This is a genomic window from Microlunatus sp. M237, assembly GCF_056896895.1.
Genome location: NZ_JBXHBL010000006.1, coordinates 17,042 through 35,157 on the forward strand (window position 1 = coordinate 17,042; position 18,116 = coordinate 35,157).

At 70.8% G+C, this 18,116-nt stretch carries 17 protein-coding genes; 14 read left to right on the forward strand and 3 right to left on the reverse strand.

Annotated elements, in window-relative coordinates; all coding sequences use genetic code 11:
* Positions 1-151 precede the first annotated feature (151 nt).
* On the reverse strand, positions 152-721 hold the full coding sequence (locus tag AC1XX3_RS18870; RefSeq protein WP_483322728.1) for a GNAT family N-acetyltransferase: 570 nt from the start codon (positions 719-721) through the stop codon (positions 152-154).
* A gap of 324 nt (positions 722-1,045) precedes the next feature.
* Here AC1XX3_RS18870 and AC1XX3_RS18875 point away from each other — a divergent pair, with 324 nt between their 5' ends.
* Entirely contained in the window at positions 1,046-2,731 is a 1,686-nt protein-coding gene (locus AC1XX3_RS18875) for a ribonuclease J (RefSeq protein ID WP_483322729.1), read from the forward strand.
* A gap of 34 nt (positions 2,732-2,765) precedes the next feature.
* Here AC1XX3_RS18875 and AC1XX3_RS18880 read toward each other — a convergent pair whose 3' ends face one another.
* The gene (locus AC1XX3_RS18880) at positions 2,766-3,434 is read right to left on the reverse strand and encodes a DUF402 domain-containing protein (protein WP_483322730.1); all 669 of its coding nucleotides are present in this window, start codon (positions 3,432-3,434) and stop codon (positions 2,766-2,768) included.
* A gap of 137 nt (positions 3,435-3,571) precedes the next feature.
* Entirely contained in the window at positions 3,572-3,757 is a 186-nt protein-coding gene (rpmB, locus tag AC1XX3_RS18885) for a 50S ribosomal protein L28 (RefSeq protein WP_483322731.1), read from the reverse strand.
* A gap of 334 nt (positions 3,758-4,091) precedes the next feature.
* On the opposite strand from rpmB, the gene AC1XX3_RS18890 reads away from it, so the two are divergent.
* The 13 genes from AC1XX3_RS18890 (at position 4,092) to smc (ending at position 18,012) form a co-directional block, all read left to right on the forward strand.
* Positions 4,092-4,925, forward strand: coding sequence for a hypothetical protein (locus AC1XX3_RS18890; RefSeq protein WP_483322732.1), 834 nt, complete (start codon positions 4,092-4,094; stop codon positions 4,923-4,925).
* 36 nt (positions 4,926-4,961) lie between these two features.
* On the forward strand, positions 4,962-6,581 hold the full coding sequence (locus AC1XX3_RS18895) for a DAK2 domain-containing protein (protein ID WP_483322733.1): 1,620 nt from the start codon (positions 4,962-4,964) through the stop codon (positions 6,579-6,581).
* A gap of 98 nt (positions 6,582-6,679) precedes the next feature.
* Positions 6,680-8,851 carry an ATP-dependent DNA helicase RecG gene (locus AC1XX3_RS18900; protein WP_483322777.1) on the forward strand — a complete coding sequence of 724 codons (2,172 nt, stop codon included), beginning with the start codon at positions 6,680-6,682 and terminating at the stop codon, positions 8,849-8,851.
* Positions 8,848-9,426, forward strand: a complete 579-nt coding sequence (rsmD, locus tag AC1XX3_RS18905) for a 16S rRNA (guanine(966)-N(2))-methyltransferase RsmD (protein ID WP_483322734.1) — start codon at positions 8,848-8,850, stop codon at positions 9,424-9,426. Before AC1XX3_RS18900 ends, rsmD begins: the two co-directional genes overlap by 4 nt.
* Positions 9,427-9,448: 22 nt before the next feature.
* The gene (coaD, locus tag AC1XX3_RS18910; RefSeq protein WP_483322735.1) at positions 9,449-9,940 is read left to right on the forward strand and encodes a pantetheine-phosphate adenylyltransferase; all 492 of its coding nucleotides are present in this window, start codon (positions 9,449-9,451) and stop codon (positions 9,938-9,940) included.
* Between the two features lie 216 nt (positions 9,941-10,156).
* Complete coding sequence (locus AC1XX3_RS18915) at positions 10,157-10,660, forward strand: hypothetical protein (RefSeq protein ID WP_483322736.1); 504 nt, start codon at positions 10,157-10,159, stop codon at positions 10,658-10,660.
* Positions 10,661-10,756: 96 nt separating this feature from the next.
* On the forward strand, positions 10,757-11,332 hold the full coding sequence (locus AC1XX3_RS18920; RefSeq protein ID WP_483322737.1) for a YceD family protein: 576 nt from the start codon (positions 10,757-10,759) through the stop codon (positions 11,330-11,332).
* Between the two features lie 47 nt (positions 11,333-11,379).
* Positions 11,380-11,571 (forward strand): 50S ribosomal protein L32, encoded by a 192-nt coding sequence (rpmF, locus tag AC1XX3_RS18925; protein WP_483322738.1) that lies wholly within the window; start codon positions 11,380-11,382, stop codon positions 11,569-11,571.
* A 20-nt stretch (positions 11,572-11,591) separates the two neighbouring features.
* Positions 11,592-12,296 (forward strand): ribonuclease III, encoded by a 705-nt coding sequence (gene rnc, locus AC1XX3_RS18930; RefSeq protein ID WP_483322739.1) that lies wholly within the window; start codon positions 11,592-11,594, stop codon positions 12,294-12,296.
* A 29-nt stretch (positions 12,297-12,325) separates the two neighbouring features.
* Positions 12,326-13,180 carry a bifunctional DNA-formamidopyrimidine glycosylase/DNA-(apurinic or apyrimidinic site) lyase gene (gene mutM, locus AC1XX3_RS18935; protein ID WP_483322740.1) on the forward strand — a complete coding sequence of 285 codons (855 nt, stop codon included), beginning with the start codon at positions 12,326-12,328 and terminating at the stop codon, positions 13,178-13,180.
* A 71-nt stretch (positions 13,181-13,251) separates the two neighbouring features.
* Complete coding sequence (locus AC1XX3_RS18940) at positions 13,252-13,767, forward strand: GNAT family N-acetyltransferase (protein ID WP_483322741.1); 516 nt, start codon at positions 13,252-13,254, stop codon at positions 13,765-13,767.
* A 12-nt stretch (positions 13,768-13,779) separates the two neighbouring features.
* Positions 13,780-14,349, forward strand: coding sequence for a GtrA family protein (locus AC1XX3_RS18945; protein ID WP_483322742.1), 570 nt, complete (start codon positions 13,780-13,782; stop codon positions 14,347-14,349).
* 93 nt (positions 14,350-14,442) lie between these two features.
* On the forward strand, positions 14,443-18,012 hold the full coding sequence (smc, locus tag AC1XX3_RS18950) for a chromosome segregation protein SMC (protein WP_483322743.1): 3,570 nt from the start codon (positions 14,443-14,445) through the stop codon (positions 18,010-18,012).
* Positions 18,013-18,116: the final 104 nt, after the last annotated feature.

Sequence of the window (18,116 nt, forward strand, 5' to 3'; positions counted from 1 at the left end):
TGACGAAGGGCAGGAACATCGGTTCCTGCCCGTTGGCTTCGGAGGGTCGTTGTGGTGCGTTAAGCGGTTGTCTCCTCCAGAGCCAACTCGGCATACGCATACCAACGACTGAACATGGCCCAGAGCGTAGCGCATCGACGCCGGGGTGGGCTCACGCGGTGATGTCGGTGTGCAACCGGATCTGCTTGAGCCGCAGCGTGTCGTCGTCGGTGCCGAGCTCACGCCAGCCGCCGTCCGGCGCCCAGCCGGCCTCGGCGAGGAAAGCGCGGCGTACGTCGTCGGTGGAGCCGACCCAACAGACCGCGCGGGTGAAGCCGTCGGCGCGGAGGGTGTCGACGCAGGCGTTCAGCAGCCGCGAGCCGTGACCTCGGCGTTGAGCTGTGGGGTCGACGACGAACTCGTCGATCAGGCCGTCGGCGGCAGGGTCGGCGTCAGGGTCGGGACTCGGCATGGTGGTGGCGAAGCCGACCACCCGCCGTTGCTCGGTGGCGACCAGCACCCGGAAGGACGCCTGCGGTGGCCGGGTGATGGCGGCATACCAGGCAGCGGTCATCTCGTCGGCGTCGATGCCGGCCAGCAGCGCCTCGGCGGCGTCGGCAGCCAGCTGCTGGGGCCAGGACCGTCGTTGCGCCTGGGCGATGGCGTCGGCCTCGCGCGGCAGGGCCAGCCGGACCGCGTCGGCGAGGGCGGGCTCGGTGGGCGGATCGGCAGGTGTGGTCACGGTTCGCCATCGTAGGCGCTGGCGTCGGGCGCCTTCGGAGCGGGCGCGTTCCGAGCTGCGGCGCCCGCCGGCGCGGCCGCGGCAGCAGCGCCTGTGGCTCAGGTCACACTCGCGGGGTGTAACGCTTTTCCCGGCCGCAGCGATATAGCAGTTGAAGTCCGTGGTTACCTGACCCCCCGAGCAGGCAACCACGGACTTCCTCTTTGTCGTGGTGCGGCGTGCTCTCTGTGCGGCTCCGCCGGCGCGTACGCCGGTCGGACGTCGGCCTCATTCGCCGCCGCTGCGCGTCGGGGCCCTGCCGGCGACGTCGGATAGCCTGCTTCGATGGCAGCAACCAGTCTTTCGGCACCACCCCAGCTCGAGAGCGGAACGCTTCGCATCGTCGCGCTCGGCGGACTGGGCGACGTCGGCCGCAACATGGCGGTCCTGGAGCTCGACTCCTCGCTGTTGATCATCGACTGCGGCGTGCTGTTCCCGGAGGACCACCACCCCGGTGTTGACCTGATCCTGCCCGGCTTCGAGGCCATCGCCGACCGGCTCGACGACGTGGTGGGGCTGGTGCTCACCCACGGTCATGAGGACCATATCGGCGCGGTGCCCTACCTGCTGCGCCAGCGCGCCGACATCCTCCTGGTCGGTTCCACACTGACCCTGGCTCTGGTCTCGGAGAAGTTCCGGGAGCACCGGATCTCGGGGGCGCAGCTGCGGGTGGTGAATGACTCCGAGCGAGTCACCCTGGGTCCCTTCGACCTCGAGTTCATCGCGGTCAACCACTCCATCCCGGACGCGCTCGCCGTGGCCGTACGCACCACCGCCGGAACTGTGCTGCACACCGGCGACTTCAAGATGGACCAGCTGCCGCTCGACGGGCGGATCACCGACCTGCGCGCGTTCGCGCGGCTCGGTGAGGAGGGCGTCGACCTGTTCCTGGTCGACTCCACCAACGCGGAGGTGCCCGGCTTCACCGCGCCGGAGAAGGACATCGCCCCGGCGCTGGAGCGGGTGTTCCACCGATCGACCCAACGGGTCATCGTGGCCTGCTTCGCGTCGCACGTTCACCGGGTCCAACAGGTGCTCGACGCCGCGGTGGCTGACGGGCGCAAGGTGGTCTATGTCGGTCGCTCGATGCTGCGCAACATGGGTGTGGCTCGTGACCTCGGCTATCTGCAGGTGCCGGCCGACACCCTGATCGAACTGCGCGATATCGACAACTACAAGCCGCACGAGGTGGTGATCATCTCCACCGGCTCCCAGGGGGAGCCGCTGTCGGCGTTGTCGCGGATCGCGAACCGTGAGCACCCGGTGATCCAGCTGAAGCCCGGCGACACCGTGGTGCTGGCCAGCTCGCTCATCCCCGGCAACGAGAACGCCGTCTATCGCGTGATCAACGGACTGGCCCGGCTCGGCGCCCAGGTGGTGCACAAGGGCAATGCGATGGTGCACGTCTCCGGCCACGCCAGCGCGGGGGAGCTGCTCTACTGCTACAACATCGTTCGGCCGCGCAACGTGATGCCGGTGCACGGGGAGATCCGACACCTGATCGCCAACGGTGACCTGGCGCGCGCCACCGGGGTTCCAGCCGACAAGACGCTGATCGTCGAGGACGGTGTGGTGGTCGACCTGCGTGACGGTGAGGCCCGGGTGGTCGGCAAGATCGACGCCGGCTACATCTTCGTGGACGGCACCACCGTCGGCGACATCTCCGAGGCCTCCCTCACCGACCGCCGCATCCTCGGTGAGGAGGGCTTCATCTCCATCGTGGCGGTGGTCGACACCCGTTCGCAGAAGATCATCAGCGGTCCCGACATCCATGCCCGGGGGTTCGTCGAGGACGACTCGGCCTTCGACTCCATCCGCCCCCAGATCGCCGACGCGCTCGCGGCTGCCCTGGCTGAAGGCGTGGACGACTCCCACCGACTGCAGCAGATCATCCGCCGCCGGCTCGGCAAGTGGGTGAGCGACACCTACCGGCGCCGCCCGATGATCGTCCCCGTGGTCGTCCAGGCCTGAGCGCGACGGCCCGGTTCGTGGGCGGTGACGGCGGTCACGCCTGCGACACCGGTTCCTCCTCGGCCCAGCCGTCGGCGAGCACAGGAAGGACGGTCGACCCACCGGTTCGGGTGCGGATCGCCGCCGCGCGCCAGGGCTCCCAGTCGGCGCGCAGGGGCCAGCCACCGGCAGTGACATGGGCGTACGCGGCTCGACCGATCCGGCGAATGTGGTCCGCCTCGGCGGTGCTGTAGGCGCCCACTGCCTCGGCCCAGGCCAGCTCGTCCTCGTCCTTGACGGTTGCGCTGCCGTCGGTGTGGACGACGAGGTCGAGAGTCAGGTCCTCGGTGTCCCAGCCGATCGGTGTCGGAGCCCAGTCGTATTCGAGATTGACGTACGTGCCGTCCGCTTCGGCCCACTGATCGCCGTCGAGCCAGCGCCACATCGACCACGGATCACCGAACCGGTGCACCATGATCACGTCCTTGCCACGCCACGGGTTGGCTAAGAACGTCGGAGCGAACCGGTCCGGGCGGAGGAACCCGCCCCGGGGTCCCTCGCGGGGACCGTCGCGGGAGTATTTCGGCGCGCCAGCGGGGACATGGACAACTACCGAGGTGCTCGTCCTGACCAGCTCGAACGCCGCCATCGCCATCCGCACCCGCCCGTGGATGACCGATCGGAGCACCACACTCGGACTCGGCTGGGGTCGCGCTGCAGCCATGGGGGCGACGATAGCCGCACTGGTTGGCCGCTCGCGTGCCCGACCGCGTTACAGCACGAAAAAGGACCTGTTCCCGAAGGAGCAGGTCCTTATGACGTCGAAGCGACAGAGTCGGGTCAGGCGAGACCCGACCGGAATCAGCGGGTGACTTTGCCGGCCTTGAGGCACGAGGTGCACACGTTGAGCCGCTTCGGGCTCCCGGCCACCGTCGCGCGCACGCGCTGGATGTTCGGGTTCCAGCGTCGGTTGGTCTTCTTCTTCGACCACGGAACGTTGTGGCCGAAGCCAGGTCCCTTGGCGCAAACGTCACATACGGCAGCCACTGGAGTTTCCTCCCCATACTTCTTACGACAGGTCTTGTGTTGGCCCGATTGGGCAACCGGAAAAGCGTACCCGACGGGGCGCGCGGATGGCCAATCGGCAACGGCTCGAGCGGCGGGGCGGATCAACCGCGGGGCGCAGCTTTCGAATCTGACGCTACTTGCTCGGGCCGACCTGCGTGGCCAGAAGCCAGCGCCACGGTCCAGCTCCGGGCGTCGACATCAACAGATCGCCCCACCGGCCCTAGGGTGACGCCGTGATCTGTGCTGGAGAACGTCCTCAACGTCGCCGGGTTCGACCCGCGGCGCCCGTCCCGTGCCAGATCGGTGGCGCCGTATGAGCGCCAACGGCGGGGCCGAGGTCATGCCGCGGCGATGGTGGCCCGTGTTACTCGGTCTCGGTGTCGGCGTGCTCGCGGTCGGTGCGGTGATGGCTGTCGTCTACTCGGTGGTCTTCGTGCGGCGGTCGCAATCTCGAGGCGGTATCGATCTGCCCTTCGTCAGCGACTACCCGACCAGCACCGATGTCCTGATGGCACCGTTCGTGGCGTTCCTCGTCGGGGGGTGTCTGGCTTTCCTCGGTGAGCTGTTGCGTCGTGGCGCGATCGTGGGCGGAGCGACCAGCAACACGGCAGTGTTCCGACCGCTTGGTCTGGCCGCCCACGCAGCGTGGATGCTGCTGCCGCTGGCTGCCTGGGCTGTCATCGTCCCCTACCTGTTGTCGAAGTCCTCGACCGGTTCGCAGGCAGCGTTCCCGTCGCTGTCCAACCTCGACTCGGACTCCGACGCGACCTTTCTGATCGGGGTCTACGGTGGGCTCGCCGCTGCGCTAGTCGGCGCCCTGGCCGGCTCGTTGTTCAAGAAGTTCTGGTATCAGCTGACCCTGCGCCGGCTGGGACCCCCCGACGCGGACTCGTCGTCGCAGTGGTGGTGGCACTTCTGCTACTACTGGCGCGCCGACGTCTGGCTGGTCGGTCTGGGCGCACTGTTGCTCGGCCTGGCTCCGATCACGAGCTTCTTCGACAGCACCGTGGGGACCCTCGTCACCGTGGCCGGCGGCGGACTGCTGGTCGGGATCGGCCTCGCCACCTGCACCAGGTATCGCCGCTCCGGGATGCCGTTGGGGGTGGCCTCCTCGGTGACCGGCAGCGCCGAGGCCGTCAGCCGATGACGGGCCGTGTCGGTGTTCGACGGATACGCTGACCCGGTGGAGGACCTGCCGACCTTGTGGGCCGCCGGCGAGCGGTGGCTGACCCGTGCCGATCAGGTCATCAGCGCCTCGGCCGGAGCCCTGAACGCGATGAACGTGTTTCCGGTCTCCGACTCCGACACCGGCTCCAACCTGACGCTCACCCTGCGGGGGATCACAGCTGCCGCTCCCGGTGCGGACCGCGACCGGCTCGACGCCGTTGCCGCGGCCGCGATCCGATCGGCGCACGGCAGCTCCGGCGCGATCGTCGCCGAGATGATCAGCTGCGTCTGCCGGAGGTTGCAGCGCCACCACCCGGCACTGGCAGCCGTGCCGTCGGGAACGCGGACGGCCGTCCTGCTGCAGACGGTGGCGGAGGCGGCAACGCGGGCAGTGGCCGAGCCGGTGGCCGGGACGATCCTCACCGTGGCCGACGAGGCGGCCCGCTCCGCTGCCGACGCCGCAGCCGACCACCCCGACGACGCACTCGCCGTGATGCAGGCGGCCGCCCGCGGAGCTCGCGCGGCGCTGCTACGTACCCCCGACCAGCTCGCCGTGCTCGGCCGCGCCGGGGTGGTGGACGCCGGCGGGCAGGCCTTCGTGCTGTTGCTCGAGGTGGCGGTCGAGGTGCTCGGCGGTCCGCCCGCCTTCCCGCTGCCGGCGCTCGACCCTCGCCCGGTCGCGCCAGGGACCGCGCCCGCCCGGGACCGGGCTGCTCTGCGGCGCAGCGCAGCGGTGGAGCACGAGGTCATGTATGCCCTGGCCGACAGCTCCCGACCCGACCTGGATGAGCTGCGGCGGCAGTTGTCAGTGCTGGGTCATAGCGTCGTGATCGTGGGCGACGAGGCGGTGGCTCAGGTGCACGTCCACCTGACCGAACCGGGACGGGCGGTGGAGGCTGCCTTGGGCCGCGGCACCCTCAGCCAGATCCGGATCACCGCACTCGGGAACCCGCCCGGCGACGCCGACCCGGCCCACTCCGCCGACCGCGGCGTCCTGTCGCTCGTGGCCGGGCCGGGCTTGGCTGCGGCCGTCCGGGCCCTGGGCGGCATCCCGGTGGGCTGCGGCGATGAGCCGGTGAGCGTCGAGCGGCTCCGCGGGCAGGCCGGGCCGGGCGGCGGGGACGTGGTGCTGCTCCCCAACGCTCCCGCCCACGTGGAGCTGGCCCACCAGCTGGCGAACACGCTCAAGCAGGCCGGCCGCCGGAGCGCCGTCATCCCGACGGTGTCCCAGGTGCAGGGACTGGCCGCGCTCGCCGTGCACGAGCCGGCTGCCGACTTCGACGCAGCGGTGGTGGCCATGAGCACCGCGGCCGCGCATGTGCGCCATGGTGCGGTGTCCGTCGCCGAACCTGTCGCCAGGAACCCGACCGGCAGCGGCGGGACAGCCGACGTGCTGGGCCACGTGGGCGGCGAGCTGGTCGAGGTCGGCGACTCGGTCGCAGACGTCGGCTGGCGGATCGTGCAGCGGCTGCTCGCCGGTGGCGGCGAGCTGCTCACCCTGGTGGCCGGCGCGGACGCCGACCCCGGCCTGCTGGACGAGCTGACCCGCCGGACCCGGGTGGTCGCGCCCACCGTCGAGGTGGAGCGGCTGGACGGCGGCCAGAGTCGCTACGCACTATTGCTGGGGGTCGAGTGAACGCCCCGCCCGGAGGCTGGCAGACCGAGGCCTACCGCAAGCTGTCCACCCGCCTGGATGGCATCGTCGGGGATAAGACGGCCAAGTATTTCGCCGCGATGAAGATCTTCACCGTCGGCGACCTGATGCACCACGTCCCCCGCCGCTACTTCTCCGGCACCGAGCTCAGCGACCTGTCCGCGCTGCAGCCGGGCGAGGAGGTCGCGGTGATGGCGGAGGTGCTCGAGTGCCGGGCGCACAACATGCCCCGAGCAGGGGAGGGCGGGTACGGCCGGAAGGCGCGGCTGGAGGCACGGGTCACCGACCACCGCGGGGTGCTGACGCTGGCCTTCTTCGGCCAGCCGCGGATGATCACGTACTGGCAGAGCCAGCTGACGAAGGGCTCTCGTGGCATCTTCGCCGGCAAGGTGAAGGAGTTCAACTCCCAGCTCCAGCTGGCACACCCCGACTTTGTGATCCTCGACGACGACGGGGCGATCGTCGGTGGCGCGCAGCGCAACCAGGTGATGGCCGAGGTGACGAAGCGGCCGTTGGTCGGGCTCTATCCCGCGTCGGCCAAGCTGCGGACCTGGACGATCGCCCAGTGCGCCGGCCTCGCCCTGGACTTCCTCGCTGACCTCGAGGACCCGCTGCCGGAGTCGATCCGCCGGGCGGCGGAGGTGGTCGACCTGACGACTGCCTTCCACGACCTGCACCGGCCCGAGGACCGGGCGGCCGCGGACCGTGGCCGTGAGCGGCTCACCTTCGATGAGGCGTTCGCGATGCAGCTGACCATGGCCGCCCGCCGCGCCGACGCCGCCGCCCACGGTGCGGTGCCGCGACCGCGTCGCGCCGGTGGCTTGCTGGACGCCTTCGACGCCCGGCTTCCGTTCACCCTGACCGCCGGTCAGGTCGAGGTGAGCGAGGAGATCAGCAGTGAGCTGGCCCGGCCGCTGCCGATGCAGCGGCTGCTGCAGGGTGAGGTCGGGTCCGGCAAGACCCTGGTGGCGCTGCGGGCGATGCTGACCGTCGTCGACGCCGGCGGTCAGGCGGTGCTGTTGGCACCCACCGAGGTGCTCGCCGGACAGCACTACGCCACCATCACCCGGATGCTGGGCGACCTGGCCGAGGGCGGCACGCTCGGGGCGGCCGAGCACGCGACCTCGGTGGTGCTGCTCACCGGCTCGATGAGCACCGCACAGAAGCGGGTCGCCATGCTCCGCGCCGCTTCCGGCGAGGCGGGCATCGTCATCGGCACCCACGCCCTGCTGGGCGCCGACGTCTCCTTCGCCGAGCTGGGCCTGGTGGTGGTCGACGAGCAGCACCGGTTCGGGGTGGAGCAGCGCGCGGCGCTCAACGCCAAGGCGGCCGCCCGGCCGCACGTACTGGTGATGACCGCGACGCCGATACCCCGGTCGGTGGCGATGACGGTGTTCGGGGACCTGGAGGTCTCCACCCTGCGCGAGGTGCCGGCCGGCCGGGCTGACGTTCGCACCGTGGTGGTCGACGCGGCGCGCAACCCCGGCTGGGTCGACCGCGCCTGGCAGCGGATCCGTGAGGAGGTCGCGGCCGGCCGGCAGGCGTACGTGGTCTGCGCCCGGATCTCCAGCGCCGACCCGCCGCGGGGTGCCCGCACCGTGGAGCTGGCCGATGAGGACCTGGACAGTCCCGAGGCGCCGGAGCCGGCGGTGGCCGCGGAGGACCTGTTCGCCGAGCTGGCACGCGGGCCGCTGGCCGACCTCCGGGTCGAGCTGCTGCACGGGCAGCTGCCCGGAGACGACAAGGACGCGGTGATGAGCCGGTTCGCGGCGGCCCAGGCGGATGTGCTGGTCGCCACCACCGTGATCGAGGTCGGGGTGGACGTCCCCAACGCCTCGGTGATGGTGATCTGCGACGCTGACCGGTTCGGCATCTCCCAGCTGCACCAGCTCCGGGGCCGGATCGGCCGCGGCGGCCATCCCGGGGTGTGCCTGCTGCTGAGCCGGGCCCCGGAGGGCTCGCTGGCCCGTGAGCGGCTGGCAGCGGTGGCCGCGACCCGGGACGGCTTCGCATTGGCAGACGTCGACCTGGAGCAGCGCCGCGAGGGCGACGTACTGGGCGCCAGTCAGTCGGGCCGCCGCTCCAGCCTGCGGCTGCTGCGGGTGCTCGACGACGCCGAGGTCATCCATCAGGCCCGTGGGCTCGCCGAGCAGTGTGTCGCCGACGACCCGAGCCTGTCGACACCAGGGCTGGCCGACGCGGTGGCCCAGCTCGAGCTGCTGGCGGCCGGCGACTGGCTGGAGCGGACATGAGCCGGATCATCGCCGGCTCTCGCGGCGGTCGCCGGCTCACCATGCCCAGCGGCGACCGGACCCGGCCGACCACCGACCGGGTCCGCGAGGCGCTGTTCGCCGCGCTCGCCTCCTGGCTCGGCACCGCGGCCCGTTCCCCCGACGCCACCTTGGCCGGACTGGCGTTCTGCGACCTCTACGCCGGGTCCGGCGCCGTCGGGCTGGAGGCGGCGAGCCGGGGCGCGGAACCGGTGCTGCTGGTGGAGGCCGACCGGCGGACCGCCGCCGTCACCAGCCGCAACGCCGCCAGCCTCGAGATCGCGGCGCAGATCCGGACCGCCAAGGTGGAACAGCTGGTGGCAGGGCCGACCGCCGTGGCATACGACGTGGTCTTCGCCGATCCGCCCTATGACCTGGACAGCCCGCGACTGGAGGAGCTGCTGGCGTCGTTGCTGGCCAACGGCTGGGTCGCCGAGGACGGGCTGGTCGTGGTGGAGCGCTCCAGGCGTACGCCTGAGCTCACCGGCTCCGGGGCGTTCGCCGAGGTGTGGTCCCGCGACTATGGCGAGACGCGGCTGGTCTTCCTGGCCCGCTGAGGTGCTGCGGTAGCGTCTCGGCATGCGCCGCGCCGTCTGCCCCGGGTCTTTCGACCCCGTCACCTTCGGACATCTCGACATCATCGCGCGGGCCGCGACGATGTTCGACGAGGTGGTGGTCGCCGTCGGCAGCAACGTCAGCAAGAACGCCCTGTTCACCCCCGACGAGCGGGTCGCCATGTTGCAGCAGGCGTGCGCCCCGTGGCCCGGCGTCCGGGTCGGCCTGATGAGCGGTCTGCTGGTCGACTTCTGCCGGGCCGAGGCGGCCGACGTCGTGGTCAAGGGACTGCGCTCGGGTGCCGACTTTGACTACGAGCTGCGGATGGCGCAGATGAACCGCCATCTGGCCGAGGTCGACACCGTCTATCTGCCCACCGCCCCGCAGTGGGCCTTCGTCTCGTCGTCGCTGGTGCGTGAGGTGGCCTCCCTGGGCGGGGACGTGACGGCCTTCCTGCCGCCTGCCGTCGCCGCAGCCACCGCTGCGCGCGTCAGCCTGCGCCGCGGCCACAGCTGAGCGGGTCAGCCTGCGCCGCGGCCACCGCTAGCGCGTCAGCCTGCGCCGCGACGCCGGCCGCTGACCTGATCGACACCCCCAACGACCGCCGGGTCGGGGCCCGGCCGGCTCTCGCGCGATCGTGGACTCGAGGACCCATCGGCTACATTGCATAGGCTAGGCCTGATGGAGCGGGGACAGGGGAATCCCGCCTCCCAGGTCGGAATCGAAGGAGCCATGGCAGACCGTCAGACTGCAGAAGACAAGCTCGCCGAACTGCGCGAGCTGATCGTGAACGCGCGCGCAATGCCGATGTCGGCATCGTGCGTGATCAACCGGGGTGAGGTGCTGGAAGCCCTCGACGGCGTGATCGAGCACTTGCCCGATGAGATCGCCGACGCCCAGAGCGTCATCGACTCGTCCGCGGCGAAGATCGCCGCGGGAGAGGCGGAAGCCGCGCGGATCGTCTCGGAGGCACGCGAGCACGCCGCCGAGCTGGCCCGGCACAGCGAGATCGTGCGGGTGGCCGAAGAGCAGGCCGCGAAGATCACCGCCGAAGCGGAGCTGGAGGCGACTGCCCTGCGGCGCGAGACCGATACCTTCATCGACTCCCGGATGGCCAGCTTCGAGTCCGTTCTGCACAAGACGTCGAGCCAGGTCCGGACCGCGCGTGCCCGGCTCGCCGAGCGCAGCGCCCTGGACGGCGAGGACAGCCCGGCGGCCGCCGTCTCGGCGGTCTGAGTTCGAGCGCACCGGTTTGGCCGAACCTCGTGCCACCGGTAAGGTGATCAGTCGGTCCCGGCAACGTCGGACCGCTTTGGCTTGGAAGGATGTGCGATGAGTTCGGCCCATCGCTCGCTGGACCCCCGATCGGGACTGGTCCTCGACGCCCACGACCTGGGTCGTCGCGCGGGCATGATGAAGCAGTTCCGCGCCACCGTCGAAGCCCCGGCGGACCTCGGCATCGCCGTGATCGGGGTACCACCCGGATCGGCGATCGACCTCGACCTTCGGCTCGAGGCGGTAGTCGAAGGAGTGCTGGTCACCGGAGTCGTCGAGGTGGCGCTGCAGGGCGAGTGCGTACGGTGCCTGACGGAGATCTCCGATGAGATGGAGATCGACGTTCAGGAGCTGTTCGTCTATCCCGGCAGCGAGGCTGAAGAAGACGACCTCGGCCGGATGGAGGGCGATCTCATCGACCTCGAGCCGGCGCTGCGTGACGGTGTGGTGCTCGACCTGCCGTTCCAACCGTTGTGTCGGCCGGACTGTCGGGGGCTGTGTGTCGCGTGCGGCGCCAACCTCAACGACGACCCGGCCCACAGTCATGATGAGCCGATCGATCCCCGGTGGGAGAAGTTGGCTGGTCTCGGTGGGACCGACGGGTCAGACGCTCAAGAATCCGCCCAGGGATAGACATAGACCATCTCCAGTGAACGCTGGAGCAAGGTAAGGAGAACATCGTGGCCGTTCCGAAGAGGAAGATGTCACGCAGCAACACGCGACACCGTCGTTCGCAGTGGAAGGCCACGGTGCCCGCGTTGGTCACCTGCGCCAACCCCGCGTGCCGGGAGAAGCACTTGCCGCACACCGCTTGCCCGTCTTGTGGCCAGTACGGCCCTCGCGCGGGTCGTCGTCAGGTCCTCGCGTCCTGATCGAGTCAGCGGCGGTCGATATGACTCGCCTCCCCGCTGGAGAACTGCTCGCGCAGCTCGGGTTGAGTGTGGCCCCCGAGCTGCTCGAGCGCGCTCTCACGCACCGGTCGTGGGCGTACGAGCAGGGTGGTCTACCCACCAACGAGCGGCTGGAGTTCCTCGGCGACTCCGTCCTCGGCCTGGTGGTCACCGAGCACCTGTTCGTCACCTACCCGGATCTGTCCGAAGGGCAGCTGGCCAAGCTCCGCGCTGCTGTCGTGAACTCGCGCGCGCTGGCCGACGTCGCCCGCGACCTCGACCTCGGCGCCGTCATCCACCTCGGTCGAGGTGAGGAGACGACCGGCGGCCGGGACAAGTCATCGATCCTGGCCGACACCATGGAGGCCGTCATCGGCGCCGTGTTCCTCGAGCACGGCATCGACGCCGCCCGGGTGTTCGTGCACCACCTGTTCGACCCGTTGATGGCCGACGTCGCCACCCGTGGCGCCGGGCTGGACTGGAAGACCTCGCTGCAGGAGATCGCGTCGCTGAAGAACCTCGGCGTGCCCGTCTATGAGGTGACCGAGTCCGGTCCCGACCACGCCAAGACCTTCCAGGCGATGGTCGTCATCGCCGGCCGCAGCTTCGGCCCGGGCGCCGGCCGGAACAAGAAGGAGGCGGAGCAGAACGCCGCCGCCCTCGCGTTCGCCGCGCTGAAGGTGATGAACGACAGCCTTCCCGGCTGAGGTGTCGTCGCCGATGTCGCTCGTGGCCCGTGCCTGAGCTGCCCGAGGTCGAGTCGGTCCGCCGCGGCCTCGCCGACGGCCTGACCGGCCGCCGGATCGTTGCGGTGCAGGTGCTGCACCCCCGCCCGGTACGCCGCCACCTCGCCGGGGCCGACGACTTCGCCGCCGCGTTGACCGGACGTAGGTTCGCCGAACCCCGACGACGCGGCAAATACCTGTGGCTGCCGTTCACCGACGGCGACGCCATGCTGGCCCACCTCGGGATGAGCGGCCAGTTCCGGTTCGACGCCGCCGACCAGCCCGACGCCCCCAACACCCGGGTCCGGTTTCTCCTCGACGATGGCGACCCGCAGCTGCGCTTCGTCGACCAACGCATGTTCGGCGGGCTGTCGCTGGCCGAGGGGGGTGCCGAGCTGCCGGCCGAGATCGCGCACATCGCCCCGGACCCGTTCGAGGAGTCGTTCGACCTGGACACGGTGGTGCGGCGGCTGCGCCGTAAGCGGACCGGCGTGAAGCGGGCCCTGCTGGACCAGCAACTGATCTCTGGCATCGGCAACATCTACGCCGACGAGGCCCTGTGGCGCGCCCGGCTGCACTACGCCCGCGCCACCGACACCTTGCCGCGCAAGGCTGCGGTGGAGCTCGTCGGCGCCGTCACCGCCGTGATGCGCGAAGCCCTCGAGGTCGGTGGGACGTCCTTCGACTCGCTCTACGTCAACGTCAACGGCGCCAGCGGCTACTTCGACCGCTCGCTGGCGGTCTACGGGCAAGAAGGTCTGCCCTGTCCCCGCTGCGGGACCCCGGTGCGCCGCGAGCCCTTCATGAACCGCTCCTCCTTCCGCTGTCCTCGCTGTCAGCGGGTGCCCCGGCACGCGCGGTACTGAGCCGGACGACTGCCTGCTCGGGCGGGGTGTCCGAGCCGCCCGCCGGTGCTGGAGGGTTCTACGCTGGCTGCATGCCTGAGCTGGTCACCCCCGACGTCGCGTACCGGGTCTCCTTCGTCGCGGCCATGCGCGAGGACTCGACCCAGCCGTATCTGTTCACCGGCGGCCTCGACGCGCTGGAGCGGCCCGAGCGGTTCGCGGCCTACGTGGACCGGCTGCTCGCCGACGCCGACCCGGCGGCGCATCGCCCGCCGCAGATGGTGCCCGGCACCACCTTGTGGTGGGTCGACGGCGATGAGTTCCTCGCCCGGGTCTCCATCCGGCACGCGCTCACCCCGTCGCTGCGGACCCATGGTGGCCACATCGGCTACTGGACCCGGCCATCGGCTCGGGGACGTGGCCACGCCACCGGCGCGTTCCGGGCGAGCCTGCCGGTGGCTGGCCGGCTGGGGCTGGACCCGGTGCTGGTGACCTGCGACCACGACAACGAGCCGTCCCGGCGGATCATCGAAGGCGCCGGCGGTGTGCTCGAGCAGCGGATCGAGCGCAAGCTGCTGTTCTGGGTTCCCACAGGTTCGACACGGTAGGCTCTGGCGATCGTGCAACGACTACGCCACTTCTTGTTCGTCCGCCATGGGCAGAACTGGCTCCTGCTGTTCAGGTTCGGCCTCGTCGGCGGGTCCGGGGTGCTGGTCAACCTGATCGCGCTGATCATCGCCGCAAAGCTCGGCCCCGGCGACCAGACGGTGTTCTGGAATCTGCCGCTGACCGAGTTCAACGTCCGCTGGTATCACGTCTACTCCACCATTGCGTTCTTGGTGGCCAACGTCTGGAACTTCCAGCTCAACCGGCTCTGGACGTTCAAGAGTGCCGGCCACTCCGGCTGGTTCCGCGAGTACTTCCCCTTCCTCACCGTCGGTCTGCTGGGCCAGGCGATCGGCCTGGCCATCCTGACCGCGTTGATGCACCCAGGCTCTGTGGTCTCGCTGTCGCCGACCTTCTTCGACAACTCCACGGGGTTCCGGACCCGCCTGTACTGGGCCCAGCTCATCACCGTCATCGTGGTGACCCCGGTCTCGTTCGTGCTGAACAAGCTGTGGACCTTCTCCGCGGTCCGGCGCCCGGTCGGGCTCAGCGAGCCCGAGGACACGCGGGCGGGAGCCGCCTGAGGCGGCCGGTACGCCGCCGCGATTCGGTTAGAGTGACACTGCCTCGTGGCCAGGCAGACCTGATGAGAGGCCGACCCCGATGAAAGGCTTGCGGTGTACCTCAAGAGCTTGACGTTGCGCGGTTTCAAGTCCTTCGCCTCGGCCACCACCTTGAACTTCGAGCCGGGGATCACCTGCGTCGTCGGACCGAACGGCTCCGGCAAGTCCAACGTGGTCGACGCGCTCAGCTGGGTGATGGGGGAGCAGGGCGCCAAGTCCCTGCGCGGCGGCAAGATGGAGGACGTCATCTTCGCCGGGACCTCCGGCCGCGCACCACTGGGCCGCGCCGAGGTCGTGCTCACCATCGACAACTCCGACGGCGCGCTGCCGATCGAATACGCCGAGGTGACCATCTCGCGGACCATGTTCCGCAACGGCGGTTCCGAGTACGCGATCAACGGCTCCAGCGCCCGGCTGCTGGACGTGCAGGACCTGCTCAGCGACTCCGGCATCGGCCGCGAGATGCACGTCATCGTCGGCCAGGGCCAGCTCGACTCCATCCTGCAGGCCACGCCGGAAGGCCGACGCGGCTTCATCGAGGAGGCCGCCGGCGTCCTGAAGCACCGTAAGCGCAAGGAGAAGGCGCTGCGCAAGCTGGAAGCCTGCGAGGTCAACCTCAACCGCCTGTCGGACCTGATCGCCGAGATCCGGCGCCAGCTCAAGCCACTCGGCCGGCAGGCCGAGGTGGCCCGCAAGGCCGCGGTGATCCAGGCCGAGGTCCGTGACTCCCGGGCCCGGCTGCTGGCCGACGACCTGGTGCAGGCGACGCTGGCGCTGGAGACAGAGCTCGCCGACGAGCAGGCGATGCGCCAGCGCCGGGCGGAGCTGGAACGCGCACTCGAAGCAGCGCGCCAGGCCGAGATCGAAGCGGAGGAGACCGTACGCCAAGGCGTACCGCGGCTGACGGCCGCACAGGAGACCTGGTATGCCCTCGCCGCCCTGCGGGAACGGGTCGCCACCACCTCCTCGATCGCCCGCGAGCGGGTCCGCAACGCCGCGAATGACCCGGGCGAGGTCCGTCAGGGCCGCAATCCCGAGGAGCTGGAGCGCGAAGCCGCCAGCGCCGCCGCGCAGGAGCAGGAGCTGGCCCGCGAGGTCGCAGCCAAGGCCGATGCCCTGCGGGAGGCGACGACCGCTCGGACCCGGGCCGAGGATGCCCACCGCGCCGAGGAATCCCGGCTGGCCGCGGTCCTGCGGGCGGCCGCCGACCGGCGCGAAGGGCTGGCCCGGCTGACCGGCCAGGTCAACTCGTTGCGCAGCCGGGCCGAGGCCGCCGAGGCTGAGATCGGCCGGCTGAGCGTCGCCCAGCAGCAGGCCGTCGAGCGGGCCGCGGTGGCCACCCGTGCCTTCACCGCCCTGGAGACCAAGGTGGCCGGGCTCGACGACGGCGAGCTCGGCCTGGACGCCGAGCACGAGGCCGCCCAGGAGCGGCTGGACGAGCTCGAGGCCCAGCTCGCCGAGCTGCGCCGGCAGGAGCTGGCTGCGGCGCAGGAACGCGCCGGCCTCGCCGCGCGGGTCGAGGCGCTGCAGGTCGGCCTGAACCGCAAGGACGCCGCCGGCGCGCTGCTGGCCGCCACGGACACCGTGGACGGCCTGCTGGGCTCGGTCGCCGCGCTGGTCGGCGTCGAGAACGGCTTCGAGACTGCCATCGCCGCCGCGTTCGGCGCCGTCGCCGACGCCGTCGCGGTCACCGGGCTGGACGCCGCGGTGAGCGCCTTCGACCATCTGAAGGCCGAGGACCTGGGCCGGGCCGGGCTGCTGCTCGGCGGCTCGGAGCCGGCCGAGGACAGCGACTCCTGGCCCACCCTGCCTGACGGCGCCCGCTACGCGGTCGACGTGGTGAGCTGCGCGCCGGAGCTCACCCCGGCGGTCCGTCGGGTGCTCCGCCTGGTGGCGGTGGTCGCCGATCTGCCGGCGGCGCGTTCGCTGGTCGCGGCGGACCCGGCGCTGGTTGCGGTCACCCGTGACGGTGACGTACTCGGTCGTTACGTCGCCGCGGGTGGGTCGTCGGCCCAACCGAGCCTGATCGAGGTGCAGGCCGCGATCGACGAGGCTGAGGCCAAGCTGGCCGCCGCCAACCACACCTGCGAGCGGCTGCGGTTCGCCCAGAGTGAGCTGAATGACCAGCACCGCGACGCCGTCGCGGCGGTCGAGGTGACGCTGGCCCGGTTGCACGAGTCGGATGCCGCGATGGCCGCGGTCGCCGAGGAGCTCGGCCAGCTCAGCTCGACGGCCAAGTCCGCGCATGGCGAGGCCGACCGGCTGACCCAGGCCATCGTGAACGCCGAGCAGGCCCGGGACCGCGATGTCTCCGGGCTGGCCGAGCTGGAGCAGCGGCTGGTGGCCGCCAGCGAGACCACCGAAGAGGTGGAGCCCGACCCCCGGGTGCGGGACGAGCTCGCGGAGCAGGCCCGGCTGGCGCGGGCGGCCGAGATGGACGCCCGGCTGGCGTTGCGGACCGTCGAGGAGCGGGTCCGGGCACTGGCTGGTCGCTCCGACTCGCTGCGCCGCGCTGCCGAGAACGAGCGGCAGGCCCGGGCCAAGGCGCAGGCGCGACGCGAGCGGATGCAGCGCGAGGCCGAGACGGCGGCGGCGGTGCTGACCGCCGGGGCGTACCTGGCTGCGCAGGTGGAGCGGTCGATCGCCCGGGCGGCGGTGGATCGCACCGCTGCGGAGGCCGCCCGGGCCGAGGCCGACGCAGCGCTGGCGGAGGCCCGGCGCACAGTGCGTACGCTCACCGCCGACTTCGAGAAGCTCGTTGACGCCTCCCACAAGGACGAGATGGCACGGGCTGAGCAGCGGATGCGGGTGCAGACCCTGGTCGAGAGGGCGATGGCCGACCTCGGGATGGACGCCGAGGTGCTGGTCACCGAGTACGGACCTGACCGGCCCGTCCCGGTGCTGACCCGACCCGACGGGACCGCTCTCACCGAGGACGACGAGCAGCCCGAGCCGGTCGCGTACGTCCGGGAGCAGCAGCAGAAGCGGTTGCGGACCGCCGAGCGGGCGTTGGGGGTGCTGGGCCGGGTCAATCCGCTGGCGTTGGAGGAGTTCGACGCCATGGAGGAGCGGCACCGGTTCCTGTCCGAGCAGCTGGAGGACCTGCGCAAGACCCGCAAGGACCTGATGGACATCATCGAGGAGGTCGACAACCGGGTCGAGCAGGTGTTCGCCGAGGCGTACGCCGACGTGGAGAAGGCGTTCGTGCGGGTGTTCGCCCGGCTGTTCCCCGGCGGGGAGGGGCGGCTGATCCTGACCGAGCCCGGCAACTGGCTGACCACCGGCGTCGACGTCGAGGCCCGTCCTCCCGGCAAGAAGGTCAAGCGGTTGTCGCTGCTGTCCGGCGGCGAGCGGTCGTTGATCGCCGTCGCGTTCCTGGTCTCGCTGTTCATCGCCCGGCCGAGCCCGTTCTACATCCTCGACGAGGTGGAGGCGGCGCTGGACGACACCAACCTGGGCCGGCTGCTGGAGATCTACGAGGAGCTGCGCGCCAACAGCCAGCTGCTGGTCATCACCCACCAGAAGCGGACCATGGAGGTCGCCGACGCCCTGTACGGCGTGACCATGCGCGGCGACGGCGTGTCCGCGGTGATCAGCCAACGACTGCGCGAGTCCGTCGCCTGAGGCTGGGTCATCCGGGCTGAGGCGGGTCATCCGGGCTGAGCTCGGGTGATCCGGGGAATGAGCCCGGCGCGGTGACGAGATCGTGACCAAACGGGTCCGCGTGG